The sequence below is a fragment of the Nocardioides sp. genome, assembly GCF_035703625.1.
In the GTDB taxonomy this organism is placed as follows: Bacteria; Actinomycetota; Actinomycetes; order Propionibacteriales; family Nocardioidaceae; genus Nocardioides.
This window is the reverse complement of the sequence record NZ_DASSXS010000149.1, coordinates 1-16366: the sequence shown is the minus strand read 5'-3', so window position 1 is coordinate 16366 and position 16366 is coordinate 1. Positions and strand designations below refer to the sequence as shown.

Sequence of the window (16366 nt, the reverse complement as noted above, 5' to 3'; positions counted from 1 at the left end):
GCCATTCCCGCCACCGGCGTACGACGCAAGGCAACGTGCCCGCACTGCGGTGCCCGTGTCCCGCTCGTGCGCGATCGCTGGCTGCACGTGCACAACGAGGGCAGTCCGGACTTCGTCGTTCCCCGTGCAGACCGGCCGCGTTGTCCGGGAAGCTTCCTGCCGATCCCGGGGGAGCCCGCACCGCGTCCTGGGAGGAGGTCGTGACAGCGCCCCGCACACTGCCCGGGCAGCGGACCGGCTCCCTCCAGACGGGCATCGGCACGGACCGGGGTCCGTGATCCGTGGGAGCGCCCGCTCCATCGCGCATGGAGCGGGCGTGCACCACTGTGGTGGGGACGACGAGACGGGGGCCTCGCTCGTCCACACCACAGTGGTTCCCCCTCGTGCCTCGCCGGGCGCGTCGACCCCGCCCCACGAAATAGTCATGTTCGTGGCTGCCGCGGCCAGGGCTTCCTACCCTCGTCGGTGAGCCGGGTCGTGCGACGCCCCCAGCGTTCGGGCTGATGCCGCAGCCTCCCCCTCGGCCCGGCTCACCCCACACCGGAGACAGAAGGTGCGGCGACACCCGACCAGCGCGGGGTCGCCGCGCCACTCCCCCACGGGGCACTGCTCAGGGCGACGCTCCCCCGGGCGGGTCGACACGAGAGCGGTCACGCGGGGGCGCTGGCGCCGACGCGGCCGTCGTCGGCAACGTGTGCAGGTGCGCCGCGGCCGAGGCCGCCGCGTCCTGCACCGTGCCCTGAGCGGCACGGAACCGCCGGATGGCGACGAGGGCGAGCAGGATGCCGAGCGCGCTGAACACCACCATCACCCAGGATGCAGCCGCCAGTCCGGAAGCCAGCGCCTCGGAGTCCGAGGCGCCGTCCGCGCGCTGGTTGGCGGTCACGCTGCCGTAGACGGTCGCCGCCAGGGCGGTGGCGACCGCGGCGCCGACGTACCTCGCCATGTTGGAGACACCTGAGGCCTCACCGACCTGCTCGGCCGGGACCGCAGCGGTTGCGGCGGAGGACGAGGGGCCGTTGGACAGGCCCATGCCCATCGCGATCGCCACCAGCGGGAGCAGGAAGGTGGCGTACACCCACGACGCGTCCGCCAGGCCGATCGCGACGAAGCCGGCAGTCGTCATCACGAAGCCGACACCGATGACCTGCCGGCCTCCGAACTTCTTCGCCAGCCTGGGCACCATCGGCGCCACCAGCACCAGCCCCGCGGTCGCCGGAAGCGTCGCCAGACCGGCCTCGAGCGGGGAGAAGCCCAGGCTGGCCGGGTCCTGGAAGTACAGGCTCAGGAGGTACATCAGGGCGTTGATGGTGCCGGCGCCGATCAGGATGGCGATCGTGGCACCCACCAGGATCCGGTTGCGGAGCAGGCCCAGGTCGAGCAGCGGCGCCGCGACGCGGCGCTCGACGGCCACGAACCCGAACCCGGCGACGATGGCGATGCCGAAGCACACGATCGTCTCCGTCGAGAACCAGCCCCAGTCGCCGCTCTTGCTGACACCCAGGATCAGCGGCATCAGCGTCATCGCGATCAGGACGGTGCCGGCGTAGTCGATCGAGCGCGGTGCGTGGGGATCGCGGGACTCCGAGACGGTCACGTAGGTCAACAGCACGCACAGCGCGGCGACACCCGCGTCGATCCAGAAGAGGCCCTGCCACCCGGTCACATCCACCAGGACGCCGCCGAGCAGCGGTCCGGCCGCCGCGCCGACGGCGGCCGCGGCGCCCCAGAGCGACACCGCGCGCAGGTTCGCGTCACCCGTCGTCGCCACCGACAGCAGGCTCAGACCACAGGCCAGGATCGTCGCCCCGGAGGCGCCCTGGACGAGCCGCCCCGCGATGACCATCTCGCCGGAGCCGGCGAGCGCGATCATCACGCACGAGGCCACGAACAGGAGCAGTCCCAGCTGGAAGATGCGCTTGCGGCCGAAGACGTCGCCCAGCGAGCCGGAGGTGATGATCACCGCCGCGCCCACGAGCGAGTAGCCCGTCACCGCCCACTGGAGGGTGTCCAGCGACATCCCGGTGTCCTCGCTGATCGCCGGGAGCAGGATGCTCACCGCCGACGTGTTGGCATTGACGACCAGGGTCGAGATGCACGTCGCCGCCAGCACCCCTCCGGTCCCCCGGGACGACCGCACCACGACATCACTCACGCGCAGACGGTAGGTCCGGCTCGGCGACCCTTCCCTCCCCCGTTCCGGGCCAGCGGGCCCGCGCCGCTAGCCCCGGGGCCGGTACCGCTGGCGTACGACGCCCGAGTCGTAACCGGTCACGTCGACGAGGGCCAGGCTCAGCGTCGTCCCCTCGAAGGGGCGGGTCCCGGCACCACCGAGCGCCGGGTGGACCCACAGGTTCAGCTCGTCGACCAGGCCACCGTCGAGCAGGTCGCACGCGAGCTCACCGCAGCCGGAGAGGAACAGGTCGCCGGACACCTCGTCCTTCAGCCGCCGGATCCCCTCGACCGCGTCACCCTCGATGACCTGCGCGTTCCAGTCGAGGTCACCGCGCAACGTGCGCGACGCGACGTACTTCGGCATGGGGTTGAGGACCTCGGCCCACGGACCGGTCGCCGAGGGCCAGTAGCCCAGGAAGCCTTCGTAGCACTTGCGGCCGGTCACGAAGCCGGCCGAGTCGGCGAGCTGCCGGACTCCCGCCCGGTCGTGGTCTCCCTCGGCGACGAACCAGTCGCCGACGTCGCACAATCCGTCGACGGTGATGCTGGTGTGGCTGACGAGCCTACCCATCGTGCTCTCCTCTCGACGCCAATGTGACGACTCGCGTTACCGCCCGGACTCATCGGTCCCCAGGCGCTCAGAGACCTGCCACGCCGTCGTCGTACACGGACCGGAGGGTGTGTCCGCGCCACGCCTTCGCGGCCAGGTAGCGCCGGTTGCCCGAGGAGAGGTGCAACCGCGTGGGCACCTCCTCGTTGACGCGGATCCCGGCGGATCGCAGCTGGGTCGCCTTGTCGGGGTTGTTGGTCAGGAGGTCGAGGTCGGTGATCCCCAGAGCCAGCAGCATCTGCGCGGCGACGGTGTAGTCGCGCTCGTCCTTCTCGAAGCCGAGGGCCAGGTTCGCCTCGTAGGTGTCGAGCCCGGTGTCCTGCAGGGCGTAGGCGTCGAGCTTGTTGTAGAGCCCGATCCCCCGGCCCTCCTGCCGCAGGTAGAGCAGATATCCCCCGGCGTCGGAGATTCGTTCGACCGCCTCGCGCAGCTGCGGTCCGCAGTCGCAGCGCTGGCTCCCGAGGACGTCGCCGGTGAGGCACTCGCTGTGGACCCGCACCAGCGGGAGGTCACGCGCCGCCGTCACGTCGTCGTCGGCGCGGTCGCCCAGGGCGATCGCCACGTGCTCGCGCCCGTCGAGGAGGCCGTCGAAGCTGAGCACCCGGGCCTGCGCCAGGGTGCCGTCCTCCAGCCGCAACGGGAGCGGGACCTCACCTCGGACGGTGGCGGGCGGGAAGGGTGCATGCATGGTGGGCGTCTCTCTAGGTGATCGCGGCGAACCGCTGGGACAGGGCATAGCGCAGCAGGACGACGTCGCCGATCTGCCGGGTCTCCGCGAGGTTGGCCCGGCGTCCGGGATGCCACGGGAAGGTGCCGTCGCCGACGAAGCGATGAGCCCGTGAGTTCCCGACGAAGAACGGCGCGATCACCAGGTGCAGCTCATCAGCGAGGTCAGCGGTGAGGAACTGCGTGTGGACGCGACCGCCGCCCTCGACCATCAGCCGCCGGACGCCGCGGGCGAACAGGTCCTGCCCCAGCTGCGCGAGGTCCACCGGCTGGCCACCGTCGATCACGGTCGCCACGGCGCCGAGACGTCGGCGTCCGGCGACGACGGCAGAGCTGGCGCAGTAGACCAGCTTCTCGCTGTCACCGGTGGTGAAGAAGCTGTTGCACGGGTCGAGCTCGGCCCGCCTGGTGACGGTCACCTTCATCGGTGTCTCCGCGAGCCCCCGCTCCCTTCGTTGCCGACGCAGTGTCTGGCTGCGGACGAGCAGCCGAGGGTTGTCGTTGCGCACGGTCGCGGCGCCGACCAGGATCGCGTCGCACGCCGCCCGCACCTCGTCCACCCGCTGCAGGTCGGCGTCGTTCGACAGGACCAGCCGGCCCTGGTCGGCGGCGTCGAGATACCCGTCGAGCGACATGCCGCAGCTCAGGATCGTGTAGGGACGCTCAGCCATGGGTCCCGCCCTGCACGACGGGCAGCGGTGGCCCGCCCGGGGCCTGCGGGACCGGGCGAACCCGTCGGCGACGAGCCGAGGCCACCACCAGGACGACCGCACCGGGAAGGCTGGCGACGAGCACGATGGCCGCGAACGCCACCGCGGTCGCCAGGCCCTGCTCGGCACCGAGCCCGGCGGCTGCGAAGGCCCAGGCAGCCATCCCCTCCCGCGGCCCCCAGCCGGCGAGGTTCAGGGGCAGCCCCGCGGCGAGGAGGACGAGCATCACGACCGGGAGCAGCGTGAACGCAGATGCCGTCACGCCGACGGCGTGAGCGGCGAGGAGGTACGTCGCGAAGTAGAAGCCCAGCGCGACGGTCGACGCGAGCACGACGCCCGGCCAGGCGTGGCGAACCATGACGAGCCTCCACACGTCGTCGCGGATGGCCATCAGCATCCGCCCCGCGAGCGACGGCGGTTCGGGAGAGGGGACGTGCCAGATCAGCAGGGCGGCGGCGAGGGTGGCCACGAGCAGCACCCCGAGCACCGCCGGCATGGTCGATCGCACCGGCGACGGGACCAGCAGCAGGACCAGGACCGCGACGACCGCCTGCACGACCTGGCCCGCGAGACGTTCCCAGGCCACGGCACGCATCCCCCGTGCGGTGTCACCGGCGTCCCGTCCGTGGCGCACCCCTCGGTGCACGTCTCCGAGGACGCCGCCGGGCAGGGTGCTGTTGAGGAACTGCGCGCGGTAGCAGGAGGCGACGGCTGTCCCGAGGTCCACCCTGACTCCGAGCTCCCGCGACACGATGTGCCAGCGCCACGCGCACGCCACGGTCGTGGGGACGCCGAGCGCCACGCCCAGGGCGAGGGTCACGGGGTCGAGCGAGCGCAGACCGGTGAGGACCGGATCGATCCCGGTCTGCCACAGCACCGCGCCCAGGATCGCGGCGCCGGTGACGGCGCCCAGTGCCTTCCACGTCGGCCGGCTCATCGGGCCACCTTCGCCAGGACGTCGGCCACGCGGTCCGCAGTCTCCGGCCAGCTGCCCAACGCCGCCCGACGACGGGCGGCGGCCTCGCGGAGCGCCTGCCGCAGGTCAGGGTCGGACAGCCACCGCCGCAGCGAGTCGGCCAGCGCATCGGGATCGCCCGGCGGCAGGAGCAGTCCGGGCGGCTGTCCGCCGGGGGTCTCGCCCAGTGCCTCGGGGACCCCGCCGACTCCCGGCGCCACCACGGGCACCCCCCGCGCCAGCGCCTCGGTCACGACCATCCCGTAGGTCTCGGCCCGGCTCGCGAGCACGAGCAGGTCAGCGACGGCGTACGTCGCCTCGAGCTCGGCTCCCGTGCGGGGACCGGTCAGGACGATCCGGTCGTCGAGCCCGGCGGAGCGGATGTCGCGCGAGAGCTCCTGGACGAAGCCATCCGCCCTGGTCAGGCTGCCGACGCACAGGCACCGCCACTCCAGGTCGGCGATCCTGGTCAGGGCGGCGAGCAGCAGGTCGTGCCCCTTGACCGGGGTCACGGCTCCCACGCACAGCAGGCGCCGCCCGGCGGCGCTGCCCTGCGCGCGTGCGGCAGGCTCGACGCCGGGCCGGGCCACGTGGACCCGCGCCGGGTCGAGGCCGTAGGACTCGAGCAGCCAGTCCCGTGACCAGGCGCTGGTGGTGACCACGGCGGCGGCCGCACCCACCACGGCACCCTCGCGCCCCCACGAGTCGTCGTCGGCGCCACGTCTGCCGATGGGCATGTGCATGAGCACCACGACCCGCAGCCGCCGCGAGGCGGGCACCATCACCTCCGGCACGGCGGAGGCCAGCAGGCCGTCGACCAGCACCAGGGAACCGTCCGGGATCCCGCCGAGGGTGTGCTCGAGCGCCCGGCACGACTCCTTCCCTGCCCAGGGCCAGTCGCCGGCCACGCCCCGCACGGCCACCGACCAGCCGTCGGCCGCCAGGTGGTCGCAGAGCAGCCGGTCGTAGGTGTTGCCGCCACTGGGCCGGCCCGGGTCCTCGATCCCGTCCGGGACCACCACGTGCAGCGAGCCTCCGGCGTTCATGTCGCGCGCTCGTAGCTCGCCCAGGCGACGTGGGACTCGTGCAGCGTCACGACGATGCCGCTCACGCCTGCCGCAGGCCCCATCGCGCCGGAAGTCAGCTGCTCCACCAGCCGGTCGGCGACGTGCTTCGCGAGCACCTCGGTCGTGGAGTTGGTGCCCTTGAAGGCCGTCTCGTCGTCGAGGTTGCGGTAGCTGAGGTCGGACAGGACGCGGCGCAGCTCCTCGGTGGCGCGCCCGATGTCGACGAGGATGCCGTCGTCGTCCAGGTCGGCGCCGCGGAAGGTCGCGTCCACGACGTAGGTGGCGCCGTGCAGCCGCTGGGCCGGCCCGAAGACCTCGCCCCTCAGGCTGTGCGCGACCAGCATGTGGTCGCGGACCGTCACGCTGAACACGACGCCTCCGACGAGTAGGTCACCGCGTGGCAGAGGGCCGGCAGCTCTCCGTGGGCGAGACGCGGCATCACCTCGGGCAGCGTCTCGAAGGGTGACTCACCGGTCAGCAGCGCGTCGAAGGCCGGGTCGCGCAGCAGGTCGAGCGAGAGCGCCAGGCGGTCCGCGGTGGTCCGCCGCCCCCGGCGGGCCGGCGACAGGGTGCCGACCTGGCTGCCGCGGACGGTGAGGCGGCCCGAGTGGAAGGCGCCCCCCAGCGACACGCTGGTCACGTCGTCGCCGTACCAGCTCAGCTCGGTGACCGTGCCCTCCGGCGCGAGCAGCTCCAGCGACAGCTGGAGGCCCTCCGAGGTTGCGCTGGTGTGCACCACCAGGTCCTGCCCGCCTGGGGCACGGTCGGTGAGGGCGAAGTCCACGTCCAATGATGACGCGACCCGGGCACGCAGCGGGTCGATATCGACCAACGTGACCGAGACGCCGGGAAAGCGCGCCAACAGCCGCGCCACGGTGCAGCCGAGCGTCCCAGCGCCGACGACCGCCACCCGGTCGCCGATCAGAGGCGCGGAGTCCCACAGGGCGTTGACGGCCGTCTCCACGATGCCGGCGAGCACTGCCCGCGCGACCGGCACCTCCTCGGGTACGACGGTGACCGCGGAGACGGGCACGACGTAGGCCGTCTGGTGGGGGTGCAGACAGAAGACGGTGCGACCCCGCAGGTCGGTGGGGCCGTCCTCGACCACGCCCACGTTGAGGTAGCCGTACTTGACCGGGCCCGGGAAGGCACCGTCCTGGAAGGGCGCGCGCATCAGGTCGTACTGGCTGGGCGGAACCCGCCCGTCGAACACCAGGGACTCGGTGCCCCGGCTCACCGCCGAGCGCAGGGTCCGAACCGCGACCTCGTCCGGGCCGGGGGCCGCGAGCGCCACCGACCGGATCTCGCCGGCACCGGGCTCGCGCAACCAGAATGCCTGGGCCTCCCTCTGCTGCATGCCCACCTCACCCGGCGCCGGAGATGAACCGGAGCCGCGACCAACTCGTTCGTAGACGTGTAGCCCCCTATTGGACTATGAACGGAGGACGCGTGCGGGCGGTTCAACGCGTTCCCCGACCGGAATCGCCCAGACCGACCTGGCGCATGGTCGCTGCGGGGGTCCTCACCGTGCTCGCCGCGCTGCTGGTGCTGCTCGCGCTGAACCTCCCGGTGCAGGTGGTTCCCGAGGAGTCCGACCGCGACACGTTCGTACCACTCCCCCTCAGCTCGTTCCTGCGGCTGCCGCTCGAGGCGCTGGTGTTCTTCGCCGTCGTCCTGGCGTTGCCCGCCCGGCTCGGTCGAGTGCGCACCGCGCTGGCCGTGGTGGCGGGTCTCGTGCTCGCCGCGTCGTCGATCTCCAGGATCCTCGACATCGGGTTCGGGCAGGCGCTGAACCGGCCCTTCGACCCGCTGATCGACTGGACCTACGCGCAGGAGCTGGTCGAGCTCCTCCGCGACTCGTTCGGCGCCGGGCCCGGCACGGTGATCCTCGTGCTGGGGACCTTGCTCGCCCTGGCGCTCCTGATGCTCCTGCCGCTGGCGCTGCTGCGTCTCACCCGCCTGGCCGTGCGGCACCGGCGACGGGCGTGGCAGACCCTCGGCGTGCTCACGTCCCTCTGGCTCGTGCTGGCGCTGCTCGACGTGCGCAGTGACACCCGCGAGCTGGCCTCGAGCGACACGGCCCGTTACGTCTACGGCCAGGTCAGCAGGATCCCGTCCGAGCTCCGCGACCAGCGACGCTTCGCGGAGGCGGCCGAGGACGACCCCCTCCGGGACGTCCCACCCCACCAGCTGCTGACCGAGCTCCGGGGCAAGGACGTCCTGTTCGTGTTCGTCGAGAGCTACGGCCGGGTCGCTGTCGAGGGCTCGTCGTTCTCACCGGGAGTCAACGAGGTCCTCGCCGCCGGGGACCGTCGGCTGGGGGCGGCGGGCTTCTCCAGCCGGAGCGCGTACCTGACCTCCTCGACGTTCGGCGCGCTCAGCTGGCTGGCCCACGCCACCTTCCAGTCAGGGCTCTGGGTCGACAGCCAGCAGCGGTACGACCTGCTCGTGACGGGTTCGAGGCTGACGCTGAGCCAGGTCTTCGGCCGGGCCGGGTGGCGCACGGTGGGCGTGGTGCCGGCCAACAACCGGGACTGGCCGCAGGGCGAGTTCTACCAGTTCGACCACATCTACGACTCGCGCAACATCGGCTACGAGGGGCCCCGGTTCGGCTACCCGACGATGCCCGACCAGTTCACGCTCGACGCGGTCCAGCGCCTGGAGCTCGCGGAGGACCAGCGGCGACCGCTGATGGCCGAGATCGACCTGATCACCAGCCACGCGCCCTGGTCGCGGATCCCGCGCATGATCGACCAGTCCGAGGTCGGCGACGGGTCGGTGTACGACGGAATGCCCGAGCAGCTTCCCTCGGCGGGCGACATCTGGCCCGACCCCACGCGGATCAGGGCGGCGTACGGCCAGTCGATCGAGTACTCCCTCCGGTCGGTGCTCCGCTTCCTGACGACGTACGGCGACGACGACCTCGTCGTCGTCATGCTCGGCGACCACCAGCCCGCCACCGTCGTGTCGGGAGCCGGGGCCGGGCGCGAGGTCCCGATCTCGGTCATCTCGCGCGACGACGACGTCATCGACGCGATCTCCGGCTGGGAATGGGACGCAGGCCTGCGCCCCGGCCCGGACGCGCCCGTGTGGCGGATGGACGCCTTTCGCGATCGTTTCCTCGCGGCGTACGGCCCGAGCGAGGACACTGGATCCAAGACGGCCCCTGGCCGTTGAACCCGCGCGACTCTCGGCTCGTATCCGTGAGAGGAGGGTGAGATGCCGGACGACGAGGTCGCGCTCATGAATCAGCTCCACGAGGAGCATGCGCTCGCCCTGTGGCGCTTCAGCCTCCGACTGGTCGGCCACGACGCGGGCCGGGCCGAGGATGTCGTCCAGGAGACGATGCTGCGTGCCTGGCGGCACCGTTCCATCCTCGAGAGCTCGCCCCCCGCACTGCGGGCGTGGCTGTACACGGTCGCCCGCAACATCGTGACCGACGAGTGGCGCCGCCAGCGCACGCACCGCGAGTTGTCCGTGGCCGAGCCTCCGGAGCGCGGCACCAACGACGACGCGGTCGACCACATGCTGCTGTCCTGGGTGGTCGCCGAGGCGATCTCCCGCCTCTCGCCCGAGCATCGTGCGGTGCTCCTCGAGTGCTACTACCGGGGGCGACCGGTCGCGGAGGCCGCCCGGCGCCTCGGGGTCCCGGAGGGCACGGTCAAGTCACGCACCCACTACGCGCTCCGGGCGTTGCGGCTGGCACTGGAGGAGATGGGGGTGACCGCATGAGCACCCCCCGGGGTCCCTCGTCTCTCCCCTTGCGCTCCTCCACCGGGAAACGCCGCGGGGACCCCGCATGAGCACTCCCGACGGCTGCCCCATGCACCAGGACGCTGCTGCCTACGTCATCGGCGCCCTCTCGCCGGCGGAGCGGCTCGAGTTCGAGAAGCACCTCGACGGGTGCGAGGTCTGCAGCCGCGCGATGCGCGACCTGGCCGGGATCCCCGGGCTGCTGGGCCGGGTCGAGCCGAGCGTGCTGGAGCACCCCGTGGACGACGGTGGGGTGCCGGAGACGCTCCTGCCGGCACTGTCGCGCCGGGTGCGTGGCGCCCGACGTCGGCGGGCCCTGATCGCCGCGGGGGTGGCCGCTGCCGCGGTGGCGGTGCTGGTACCGGTCGCCGTGTCGCAGGTCGGATCCGGTGACGGGTCCGGACCGGGCACGGCCGGGACCAGCACCGAGCCCTCCCCCGTCGCCGCCGAGCGCATGCATCCCGTGGGCGACGTACCCCTGGAGGCCAGCGTGACCCTGGAGTCGGTCACCTGGGGCACCCGGCTCGGCCTCACGAGCACCTACGACCGGGAGGCCCTGGGGCACCGGTTGCCCCCGTCGATGGACTACACCCTGTGCGTGCAGACCTGGGACGGACACCTGGAGAAGGTCGGCAGCTGGAAGTCCGTGACGGGCATGACGATGGAGATCTCCGGCGCCACCTCCGCGAGGCGCGAGGAGATCTCGTGGGTGCAGGTACGCGGCCCGGACGGTCAGGTGGTGCTCAGGCTGCCCGGCTGACCCATCTACTGGGCCACCTGCTGAGCCACCTCTTGGGCCGCCTTCTGGGCGACCTTCTGGGCGACGACCGCGAACTTGCGTACCCGCCCCCGTCCGAGCCAGTCACTCCACAGCCGATGGGCAGCCAGCAGCTCGTCGAGCGCCCGGTCCCCGACCTCGGTCGCGATCGCGCCTGCGTCGGCGGCGTACGCCCCGGTCAGGGACTCGGCCGTCTCCCGGTGGGCCGCGCTGCACTCCTCCAGCCAGTCGACACGGAACCCCGCCTGCTCCAGCAGCGGGACCAGGTCGGACAGGGGCAGCAACCACACCGTGTCGGCATCGGGCATCAGCTGCCGCTCGGCCTCTGTCAGGGGTGCCCCCTCCTCGATGGTGAAGGCGAAGCGTCCGCCCACCGGCAGGGCCGAGCAGATCTCGCGCAGCAACGTCTCCTTGTCCGCGAACGCGAGCATCGTCTCCAGCAGCAGCACGACGTCGAACGGCCCATCGGGCACGGGCGGCACCTGGCGGACCTCGAAACGGCAGCCCAGGCCGGTGGCGCGCTCGCGCGCGATGGCGATCGCGGCGTCGCTCTGGTCCACGCCGAGGTAGCGGCAGCCGAGCTCCGCGGTCACGAAGCGCCCCGGACCGGCCACGCCGCAGCACAGGTCGAGCACCGAGACGCCCGGCCCGATCCCGGCCCTGACCGCCAGCGCGCGGATCTCCCGGGCCCGCATGAAGCTCTCCTGCCCGACGAACTCGCCGGGCGGGTAGCCCCTGCGGCGCGCACGGTCCAGCGCGCGGTCGAAGGGTGCGCGCTCGTCCTGCTTCACGGCCTCAGCTCCCCGGAGCGCCCGGAACGACGAGCTGGTGGCGCGCCGGCGACCGGCGGCGCCAGAGCCAGACCACGTCCCGGCCGAACGACTCGGCCAGCAACGCCAGGGCCACCACCAGGGCAGCAGACATCAGCGGGGACCAGATGACGTCGGCGACCGCCGCGGTCAGCACGATGCCCTGGACCGCCGTGACGACCTTCCGCCAGTAGCGGGGTGGCAGCTGGGCCCGCATCCACGGCAGCACCGACCCCGCAGCACCGAACGCGTAGCGGGCCAGGCCGATGGCGAGCACCCAGCCGTGGACGGCCTCCGCGACATAGACGCTCAGGACCAGGATCAGGAAGGCGTCGACCTCACCGTCGAACCGGGTACCGAAGCGGGACACGGTCCGGGTGCGCCTCGCGACCCAGCCGTCGACGAGGTCCGAGAGCAGCGCCAGCACCGCGAGCGTCACCATCGCGGTGACCGCCGCGTCGTGGAGGAAGGCCTCCGCGACGAGCGCGGCGAGCGCACACGTCAGCACCGCACGCGAGAGCGTCACCAGGTCGGCCGGCCCCAGGGTGCCGTCGGCAGCCCGGGTCACCCATGCGACGACGACCAGCGCGAGGAACAGTCCGACCGCCCAGCCCGGTGCGCCGAGACCGACGGCCACCGTGAGCACGGCGAGCAGCAGGACGAGCGCGGCCGCACCGGCCAGCAGACCTCGCCGAACCGTGACCATGGCGCCTCCGACTGTTCCGCGTACCCGCTGCTACGAGTGTTGCCCGATTTCGGTTCACCGGTGCGGGAAACCCGTGAACCGCCTCCGCCGGTGGCACTTCTGGCAGCATCGGCCGACATGACGACGGAACCGGTGCGTGCCGGCGCCGACTGGCTGGGGCTGCGGGAGCCGGCCGATGCGGCGGCGCGCGCGACCGACCTCGTCGAGGTGCTCCGGTCCCGGCTCGGACGCGACGGCGTGCTGCAGGTGCACGACCTCGGCTGCGGCACCGGTTCCATGGCGCGCTGGCTGGCCGCGCGGCTCCCCGGTCCCCAGCACTGGGTGCTGTCCGACAGGGACGCCGCCCTGCTGCCGCTGGCCGCGGCAGGAGCTCCCCGTACGGCGGCCGACGGTGCTCCCGTCAGCGTGGAGACCGTGCAGCGCGACATCACCCGCCTGGACCCTGACGAGCTGTCAGGTGCCTCGCTGGTCACCGCCTCCGCCCTGCTCGACATGATGACCGGCCAGGAGCTCGACCGGTTCGTCGCCACCTGCGTCGGCAGCAGGTGCCCCACCCTGATCACCCTCAGCGTCACCGGCCACGTGGAGCTCAGCCCGGGGGATCCCTCGGACGGGCTGTTCGGGGCGGCCTTCAACGACCACCAGCGGCGGGACTCGCTGGCGGGAAGGCGCCTGGGCCCGGATGCGTTCGCGACAGCAGTGGCCGGCTTCACCACGGCCGGTCTCGAGGTCCTGGTGCGACCGAGCCCCTGGGTCCTCGGGTCCGGAGCAGGCGCGCTGAGCGCCGCGTGGCTGGACGGGTGGGTCGGCGCGGCGTGCGAGCAGCGTCCGGAGCTGGAGGAGCTGCGGACCGACTACCTCGGGCGTCGGCTGGCCGAGCTGGCCGACGGTCACCTGGAGGTCACGGTGCACCACGAGGACCTGCTGGCGCTGCCGGCGTGAGGCTCAGGCGAGCTCGAACTCCACGGAGCGCGCCGCGACGTCGGCCCGGGCCAGCCTCGCCCGGATCGCCTGGCCCAGAGGCAGCTCCGAGGAGCCGAGGACCCGCGCCTCGACGGCCGGGTCGGGGACGGTGAGCTCGCCGCGCCGCGCGTCGTTCTCGTCGACCTCCACCACCACGGCGTCGAAGCTGTCGCCGACCCGCTGGGCGAGCACCCCCGCCTCGACCAGGTCCAGGATCGAGTGCTCGTAGCGGCTGGCCCGCTGCGCCGAGGCACGAAGGGTCTCCGGCAGCTCGTGCAGCTTGGCGGTCACCCAGTCGGGCACCTCGTCACCGGAGCACAGGGCCACGCAGATCTCGCCCGCGTAGCGGTCGCCGAGCCGGCGCAGCGGCGCGGTCACGTGGGCGTACTCGGAGGCGAGTGCGGCGTGCTGCGGCTCGGCCGGCACCTCGCCGTCGAAGCCGACGTACCCGCTGCCGCGGAGCAGGCGGGTGCAGGCGGCGACCATGGCGGCGTGCGTGGGCCGCATCGGGTCGAGCGACCGCACGAAGTCCGGGTAGATCAGCTCGGCGGGCCAGTCGATGCCGAGCGCCTTGGCCGTGCGGTGCAGCCGCTGCACGTCGCGCGGGTCCGGATCGGGCAGGGTGCGCAGCAGCCCGACCCTGGCGTAGACCATCAGCGACGCGGCGGCGAACCCGGTGAGCAGGGAGATCTGGGCGTTCCACTGCTCGACCGGGAGGAGCTCCCGGAACGCCAGGCTCCAGCTGTCGCCGTCGACCACGACCTCCTGCTCGGGCAGGGGAAGCGAGACCCCGCCCCGGGCGGCCTCGCGCTCGAGGCGCAGGCGGCCGACCTCCTCGAGCAGCGCCAGGGACTCGGTGGCGGTGCCGTCGTCGATCGAGCGCTGCGCAGCGGCGTAGTCGAGCCGGGCCGTCGAGCGGACCCGGGCCCGCTGGACGGTGACGTCGGTCCCCTCGCCGGTGGCATCGACCTTGATGGTCCACAGCAGCGCGGGCCGCACCTGCTCGGGCAGCAGCGACCCCGCGTCCTCCGAGATCACCTTCGGGTGCAGCGGCACCTTGGAGTCGGCCCCGTAGAGGGTCTCGCCACGCCGGTTGGCCTCGGCGTCGACCGGGTCGCCGGGGGTGATGAAGGCGGCCAGGTCGGCGATGGCGTAGTGGACGACGTACCCCCCGTGGTGATCCGGGTCGCGCTCGATGTGCAGGGCCTGGTCGAGGTCCATCGAGGAGGCCGGGTCGATGGTGACGAACGGGAGGTCCGTCCGGTCGAGGTCCGGCAACCGGGGCGCCGCCGCTGCGCGCGCCGCCGCCTCCTCCACCTCCGGCGGGAAGTCGGCCGAGACCTCCATCTCCGCCTGGATCGCCGCGACGCCGTCGCGCAACGCCGCTGCGGCCACGCCCTCGCCAGCCTTCCGCACCCTGACCACGCGCTCGGTCGACATGCGCCTCACCCTAGCCTTGACCCGTGCTCATCCTCCTGCCCCCGAGCGAGGCCAAGGCGGTTCCGCGGCTCGGCAAGCCGCTGGACCTGGACTCGCTCGCCTTCCCGGGCCTGGGGCCGACCCGCGAGAAGGTCCTCGGAGCGCTGGTGGACCTGTGCTCCCCCGAGGCCGACCCGGAGCTGCCGATGCACAGCGTCGTCCTCGCCGAGCACGCTGCCCGCACCCTGGGCATCGGCCCGACCCAGCGCGACCTGCTCCACCTGAACAGCCTGGTGCGCAGCGCGGCGACGGCTCGTGCCGACCACGTCTACACCGGGGTGCTCTACGACGCCCTCGACCCCGACTCGCTCTCGACCGCGGCTCGCCGACGCGCGGCCAGCAGGCTCGCGGTCACCTCCGCCCTGTTCGGGCTGGTCCGGCCGGGCGACCGGATCCCGGCGTACCGGCTCTCGGGCGACACCTCCCTCCCCGGGCTGGGGCCGGTCGCTGCCGCCTGGCGGCCGGTCCTCGGCGCTGCCGTCGAGGACGCCCTCGGCTACGGGCTGCTGGTGGACCTCCGCTCCACCACGTACGCCGCCTTCTGGCGGCCGCCGGCCTACCTGGCGCACCGGGTGGCGACCGTCCGGGTGCTGCACGAGTCCAACGGCCGACGGCAGGTGGTCAGCCACTTCAACAAGGCCACCAAGGGGCGGATCGTCCGGGCGGCCCTGGAGCACGGCGCCAACCCCCGCAACCCCGCCGCACTCGCCGACCTGCTGCGCGACCTGGGCTGGAAGGTCGAGGAGGCTCCACCTGGCCGGGCCGGCACGCAGCTCGACGTGGTGGTCGACGAGCTCTGAGGTTCGCAGCAGGGGAATCTGCTGCCACCCGCCTCCCGCCTACGTCCTGGCCGTGATCGCCGCCTCCTGCTGGTCGGTGTCGCAGAAGCCACCAGGGTGGAGCAAGTCCCGTTGCCAGCCCAGCGGAGAGCGTGCGCCGGGCCGCGCGCGGTCAGCGGATGCTCGCTGGTCCGGCCCCGGACGCTCGTCGTCAGGGCGCCGAGCCGCGAGAATCGCAAGGAGCGGCCGAACGCTCACGAGCGGAACCATGACAAAGCAGGCGAGAACGGCCAGCAGTGTGGGCCAGAGGAGCCACTCGTCGTCCCACATGTACGACGCGACGATGCCCACAAGGCACAGTCCGCATGCGGGGAAGGCGAACCACGCGTACCGCTCCCACATGCCACCAGTCGTAGGTCGCACCGGAACAGGGCGAGCGCCGACCGCGGCAGGATCGAGCGGATCGCGGACGGCCGCGAGCGCCGTTCGACATAGGACCATCGCTCGATGCGAGTACCTTCGAAGTGTGAAGTCCGGCGACGAGCGCACTTCGAAGCCAGCCCGTCTCCTCCTGTTGGCCCTCATGGACATGGCTGTGGCTGCGGCGTTGGCGGTCCTCGTCTTCAAGACGTTCGGTTCCGTGAGTGGCGTGGATACCAATCCTCCGGAGTGCTACAACTCGTGGGGCGGTGTGGTCTCGTGCTCGCTGACCCCGCCCGTGGTGATGCTCCCGACGGCCCTTGTGGTGCTGCTCGCGCTCGCGGGGTGGCAAGCCTTCCGTTGGCGTAAGGGGGACGTCCTGGGGTCTCGATCGTGAACCTCCAGACCCACGGGAAGATCCGGCGCACTGACGAAG

The 16366-nt window shown here is 72.5% G+C and carries 16 protein-coding genes; 5 read left to right on the top strand and 11 right to left on the bottom strand.

Annotated elements, in window-relative coordinates; translation table 11 throughout:
• Positions 1 to 610: 610 nt before the first annotated feature.
• The 8 genes from VFN12_RS07300 to VFN12_RS07265 all read right to left on the bottom strand — a co-directional run bounded on the left by VFN12_RS07300 (position 611) and on the right by VFN12_RS07265 (position 7600).
• Positions 611 to 2155 (bottom strand): MFS transporter, encoded by a 1545-nt coding sequence (locus tag VFN12_RS07300; RefSeq protein ID WP_325117967.1) that lies wholly within the window; start codon positions 2153 to 2155, stop codon positions 611 to 613.
• 66 nt (positions 2156 to 2221) lie between these two features.
• The gene (locus tag VFN12_RS07295) at positions 2222 to 2746 is read right to left on the bottom strand and encodes a dihydrofolate reductase family protein (RefSeq protein ID WP_325117966.1); all 525 of its coding nucleotides are present in this window, start codon (positions 2744 to 2746) and stop codon (positions 2222 to 2224) included.
• 67 nt (positions 2747 to 2813) lie between these two features.
• Positions 2814 to 3473, bottom strand: a complete 660-nt coding sequence (locus VFN12_RS07290; RefSeq protein WP_325117965.1) for a GTP cyclohydrolase II — start codon at positions 3471 to 3473, stop codon at positions 2814 to 2816.
• Between the two features lie 13 nt (positions 3474 to 3486).
• Positions 3487 to 4182: a RibD family protein gene (locus VFN12_RS07285; protein WP_325117964.1), complete on the bottom strand. Its 696-nt coding sequence runs from the start codon at positions 4180 to 4182 to the stop codon at positions 3487 to 3489.
• Positions 4175 to 5158 (bottom strand): lysylphosphatidylglycerol synthase transmembrane domain-containing protein, encoded by a 984-nt coding sequence (locus VFN12_RS07280; protein WP_325117963.1) that lies wholly within the window; start codon positions 5156 to 5158, stop codon positions 4175 to 4177. Before VFN12_RS07280 ends, VFN12_RS07285 begins: the two co-directional genes overlap by 8 nt.
• Complete coding sequence (locus VFN12_RS07275; protein ID WP_325117962.1) at positions 5155 to 6222, bottom strand: glycosyltransferase family 4 protein; 1068 nt, start codon at positions 6220 to 6222, stop codon at positions 5155 to 5157. Before VFN12_RS07275 ends, VFN12_RS07280 begins: the two co-directional genes overlap by 4 nt.
• The gene (locus VFN12_RS07270; RefSeq protein WP_325117961.1) at positions 6219 to 6614 is read right to left on the bottom strand and encodes a 6-carboxytetrahydropterin synthase; all 396 of its coding nucleotides are present in this window, start codon (positions 6612 to 6614) and stop codon (positions 6219 to 6221) included. Before VFN12_RS07270 ends, VFN12_RS07275 begins: the two co-directional genes overlap by 4 nt.
• On the bottom strand, positions 6602 to 7600 hold the full coding sequence (locus VFN12_RS07265) for a zinc-binding alcohol dehydrogenase (RefSeq protein ID WP_325117960.1): 999 nt from the start codon (positions 7598 to 7600) through the stop codon (positions 6602 to 6604). Before VFN12_RS07265 ends, VFN12_RS07270 begins: the two co-directional genes overlap by 13 nt.
• Before the next feature lie 146 nt (positions 7601 to 7746).
• On the opposite strand from VFN12_RS07265, the gene VFN12_RS07260 reads away from it, so the two are divergent.
• From VFN12_RS07260 to VFN12_RS07250, 3 genes are all read left to right on the top strand, one after another.
• Positions 7747 to 9420 (top strand): sulfatase-like hydrolase/transferase, encoded by a 1674-nt coding sequence (locus VFN12_RS07260; protein ID WP_325117959.1) that lies wholly within the window; start codon positions 7747 to 7749, stop codon positions 9418 to 9420.
• Positions 9421 to 9462: 42 nt separating this feature from the next.
• Positions 9463 to 9975: a sigma-70 family RNA polymerase sigma factor gene (locus VFN12_RS07255; RefSeq protein WP_325117958.1), complete on the top strand. Its 513-nt coding sequence runs from the start codon at positions 9463 to 9465 to the stop codon at positions 9973 to 9975.
• A gap of 67 nt (positions 9976 to 10042) precedes the next feature.
• Complete coding sequence (locus tag VFN12_RS07250) at positions 10043 to 10756, top strand: zf-HC2 domain-containing protein (protein ID WP_325117957.1); 714 nt, start codon at positions 10043 to 10045, stop codon at positions 10754 to 10756.
• Between the two features lie 5 nt (positions 10757 to 10761).
• Here the strand turns inward: VFN12_RS07250 and VFN12_RS07245 are convergent, their stop codons facing one another.
• Together VFN12_RS07245 and VFN12_RS07240 are read right to left on the bottom strand one after the other, a co-directional pair.
• On the bottom strand, positions 10762 to 11565 hold the full coding sequence (locus VFN12_RS07245) for a class I SAM-dependent methyltransferase (protein WP_325117956.1): 804 nt from the start codon (positions 11563 to 11565) through the stop codon (positions 10762 to 10764).
• Between the two features lie 4 nt (positions 11566 to 11569).
• Entirely contained in the window at positions 11570 to 12289 is a 720-nt protein-coding gene (locus tag VFN12_RS07240) for a CDP-alcohol phosphatidyltransferase family protein (protein ID WP_325117955.1), read from the bottom strand.
• Between the two features lie 117 nt (positions 12290 to 12406).
• Between VFN12_RS07240 and VFN12_RS07235 the strand changes: the two genes are divergently transcribed.
• The gene (locus VFN12_RS07235) at positions 12407 to 13231 is read left to right on the top strand and encodes a class I SAM-dependent methyltransferase (RefSeq protein ID WP_325117954.1); all 825 of its coding nucleotides are present in this window, start codon (positions 12407 to 12409) and stop codon (positions 13229 to 13231) included.
• 3 nt (positions 13232 to 13234) lie between these two features.
• On the opposite strand, the gene VFN12_RS07230 is transcribed toward VFN12_RS07235, so the two are convergent.
• The gene (locus VFN12_RS07230; protein WP_325117953.1) at positions 13235 to 14692 is read right to left on the bottom strand and encodes an RNB domain-containing ribonuclease; all 1458 of its coding nucleotides are present in this window, start codon (positions 14690 to 14692) and stop codon (positions 13235 to 13237) included.
• A 23-nt stretch (positions 14693 to 14715) separates the two neighbouring features.
• Between VFN12_RS07230 and yaaA the strand changes: the two genes are divergently transcribed.
• A complete protein-coding gene (gene yaaA / locus VFN12_RS07225) occupies positions 14716 to 15531 on the top strand; it encodes a peroxide stress protein YaaA (RefSeq protein ID WP_325117952.1) in 816 nt (271 codons plus the stop codon).
• The last annotated feature ends 835 nt before the right edge of the window (positions 15532 to 16366 follow it).

Bases quoted from the DNA above. Each gene is read 5' to 3' on its own strand.
- VFN12_RS07250 (WP_325117957.1), top strand. From the start codon at position 10,043: ATGAGCACTCCCGACGGCTGCCCCATGCACCAGGACGCTGCTGCCTAC.
- VFN12_RS07260 (WP_325117959.1), top strand. From the start codon at position 7,747: ATGGTCGCTGCGGGGGTCCTCACCGTGCTCGCCGCGCTGCTGGTGCTG.
- VFN12_RS07275 (WP_325117962.1), bottom strand. From the start codon at position 6,222: ATGAACGCCGGAGGCTCGCTGCACGTGGTGGTCCCGGACGGGATCGAG.
- VFN12_RS07235 (WP_325117954.1), top strand. From the start codon at position 12,407: ATGACGACGGAACCGGTGCGTGCCGGCGCCGACTGGCTGGGGCTGCGG.
- VFN12_RS07265 (WP_325117960.1), bottom strand. From the start codon at position 7,600: ATGCAGCAGAGGGAGGCCCAGGCATTCTGGTTGCGCGAGCCCGGTGCC.
- VFN12_RS07295 (WP_325117966.1), bottom strand. From the start codon at position 2,746: ATGGGTAGGCTCGTCAGCCACACCAGCATCACCGTCGACGGATTGTGC.
- VFN12_RS07230 (WP_325117953.1), bottom strand. From the start codon at position 14,692: ATGTCGACCGAGCGCGTGGTCAGGGTGCGGAAGGCTGGCGAGGGCGTG.
- VFN12_RS07240 (WP_325117955.1), bottom strand. From the start codon at position 12,289: ATGGTCACGGTTCGGCGAGGTCTGCTGGCCGGTGCGGCCGCGCTCGTC.
- VFN12_RS07255 (WP_325117958.1), top strand. From the start codon at position 9,463: ATGCCGGACGACGAGGTCGCGCTCATGAATCAGCTCCACGAGGAGCAT.
- VFN12_RS07290 (WP_325117965.1), bottom strand. From the start codon at position 3,473: ATGCATGCACCCTTCCCGCCCGCCACCGTCCGAGGTGAGGTCCCGCTC.
- VFN12_RS07280 (WP_325117963.1), bottom strand. From the start codon at position 5,158: ATGAGCCGGCCGACGTGGAAGGCACTGGGCGCCGTCACCGGCGCCGCG.
- VFN12_RS07285 (WP_325117964.1), bottom strand. From the start codon at position 4,182: ATGGCTGAGCGTCCCTACACGATCCTGAGCTGCGGCATGTCGCTCGAC.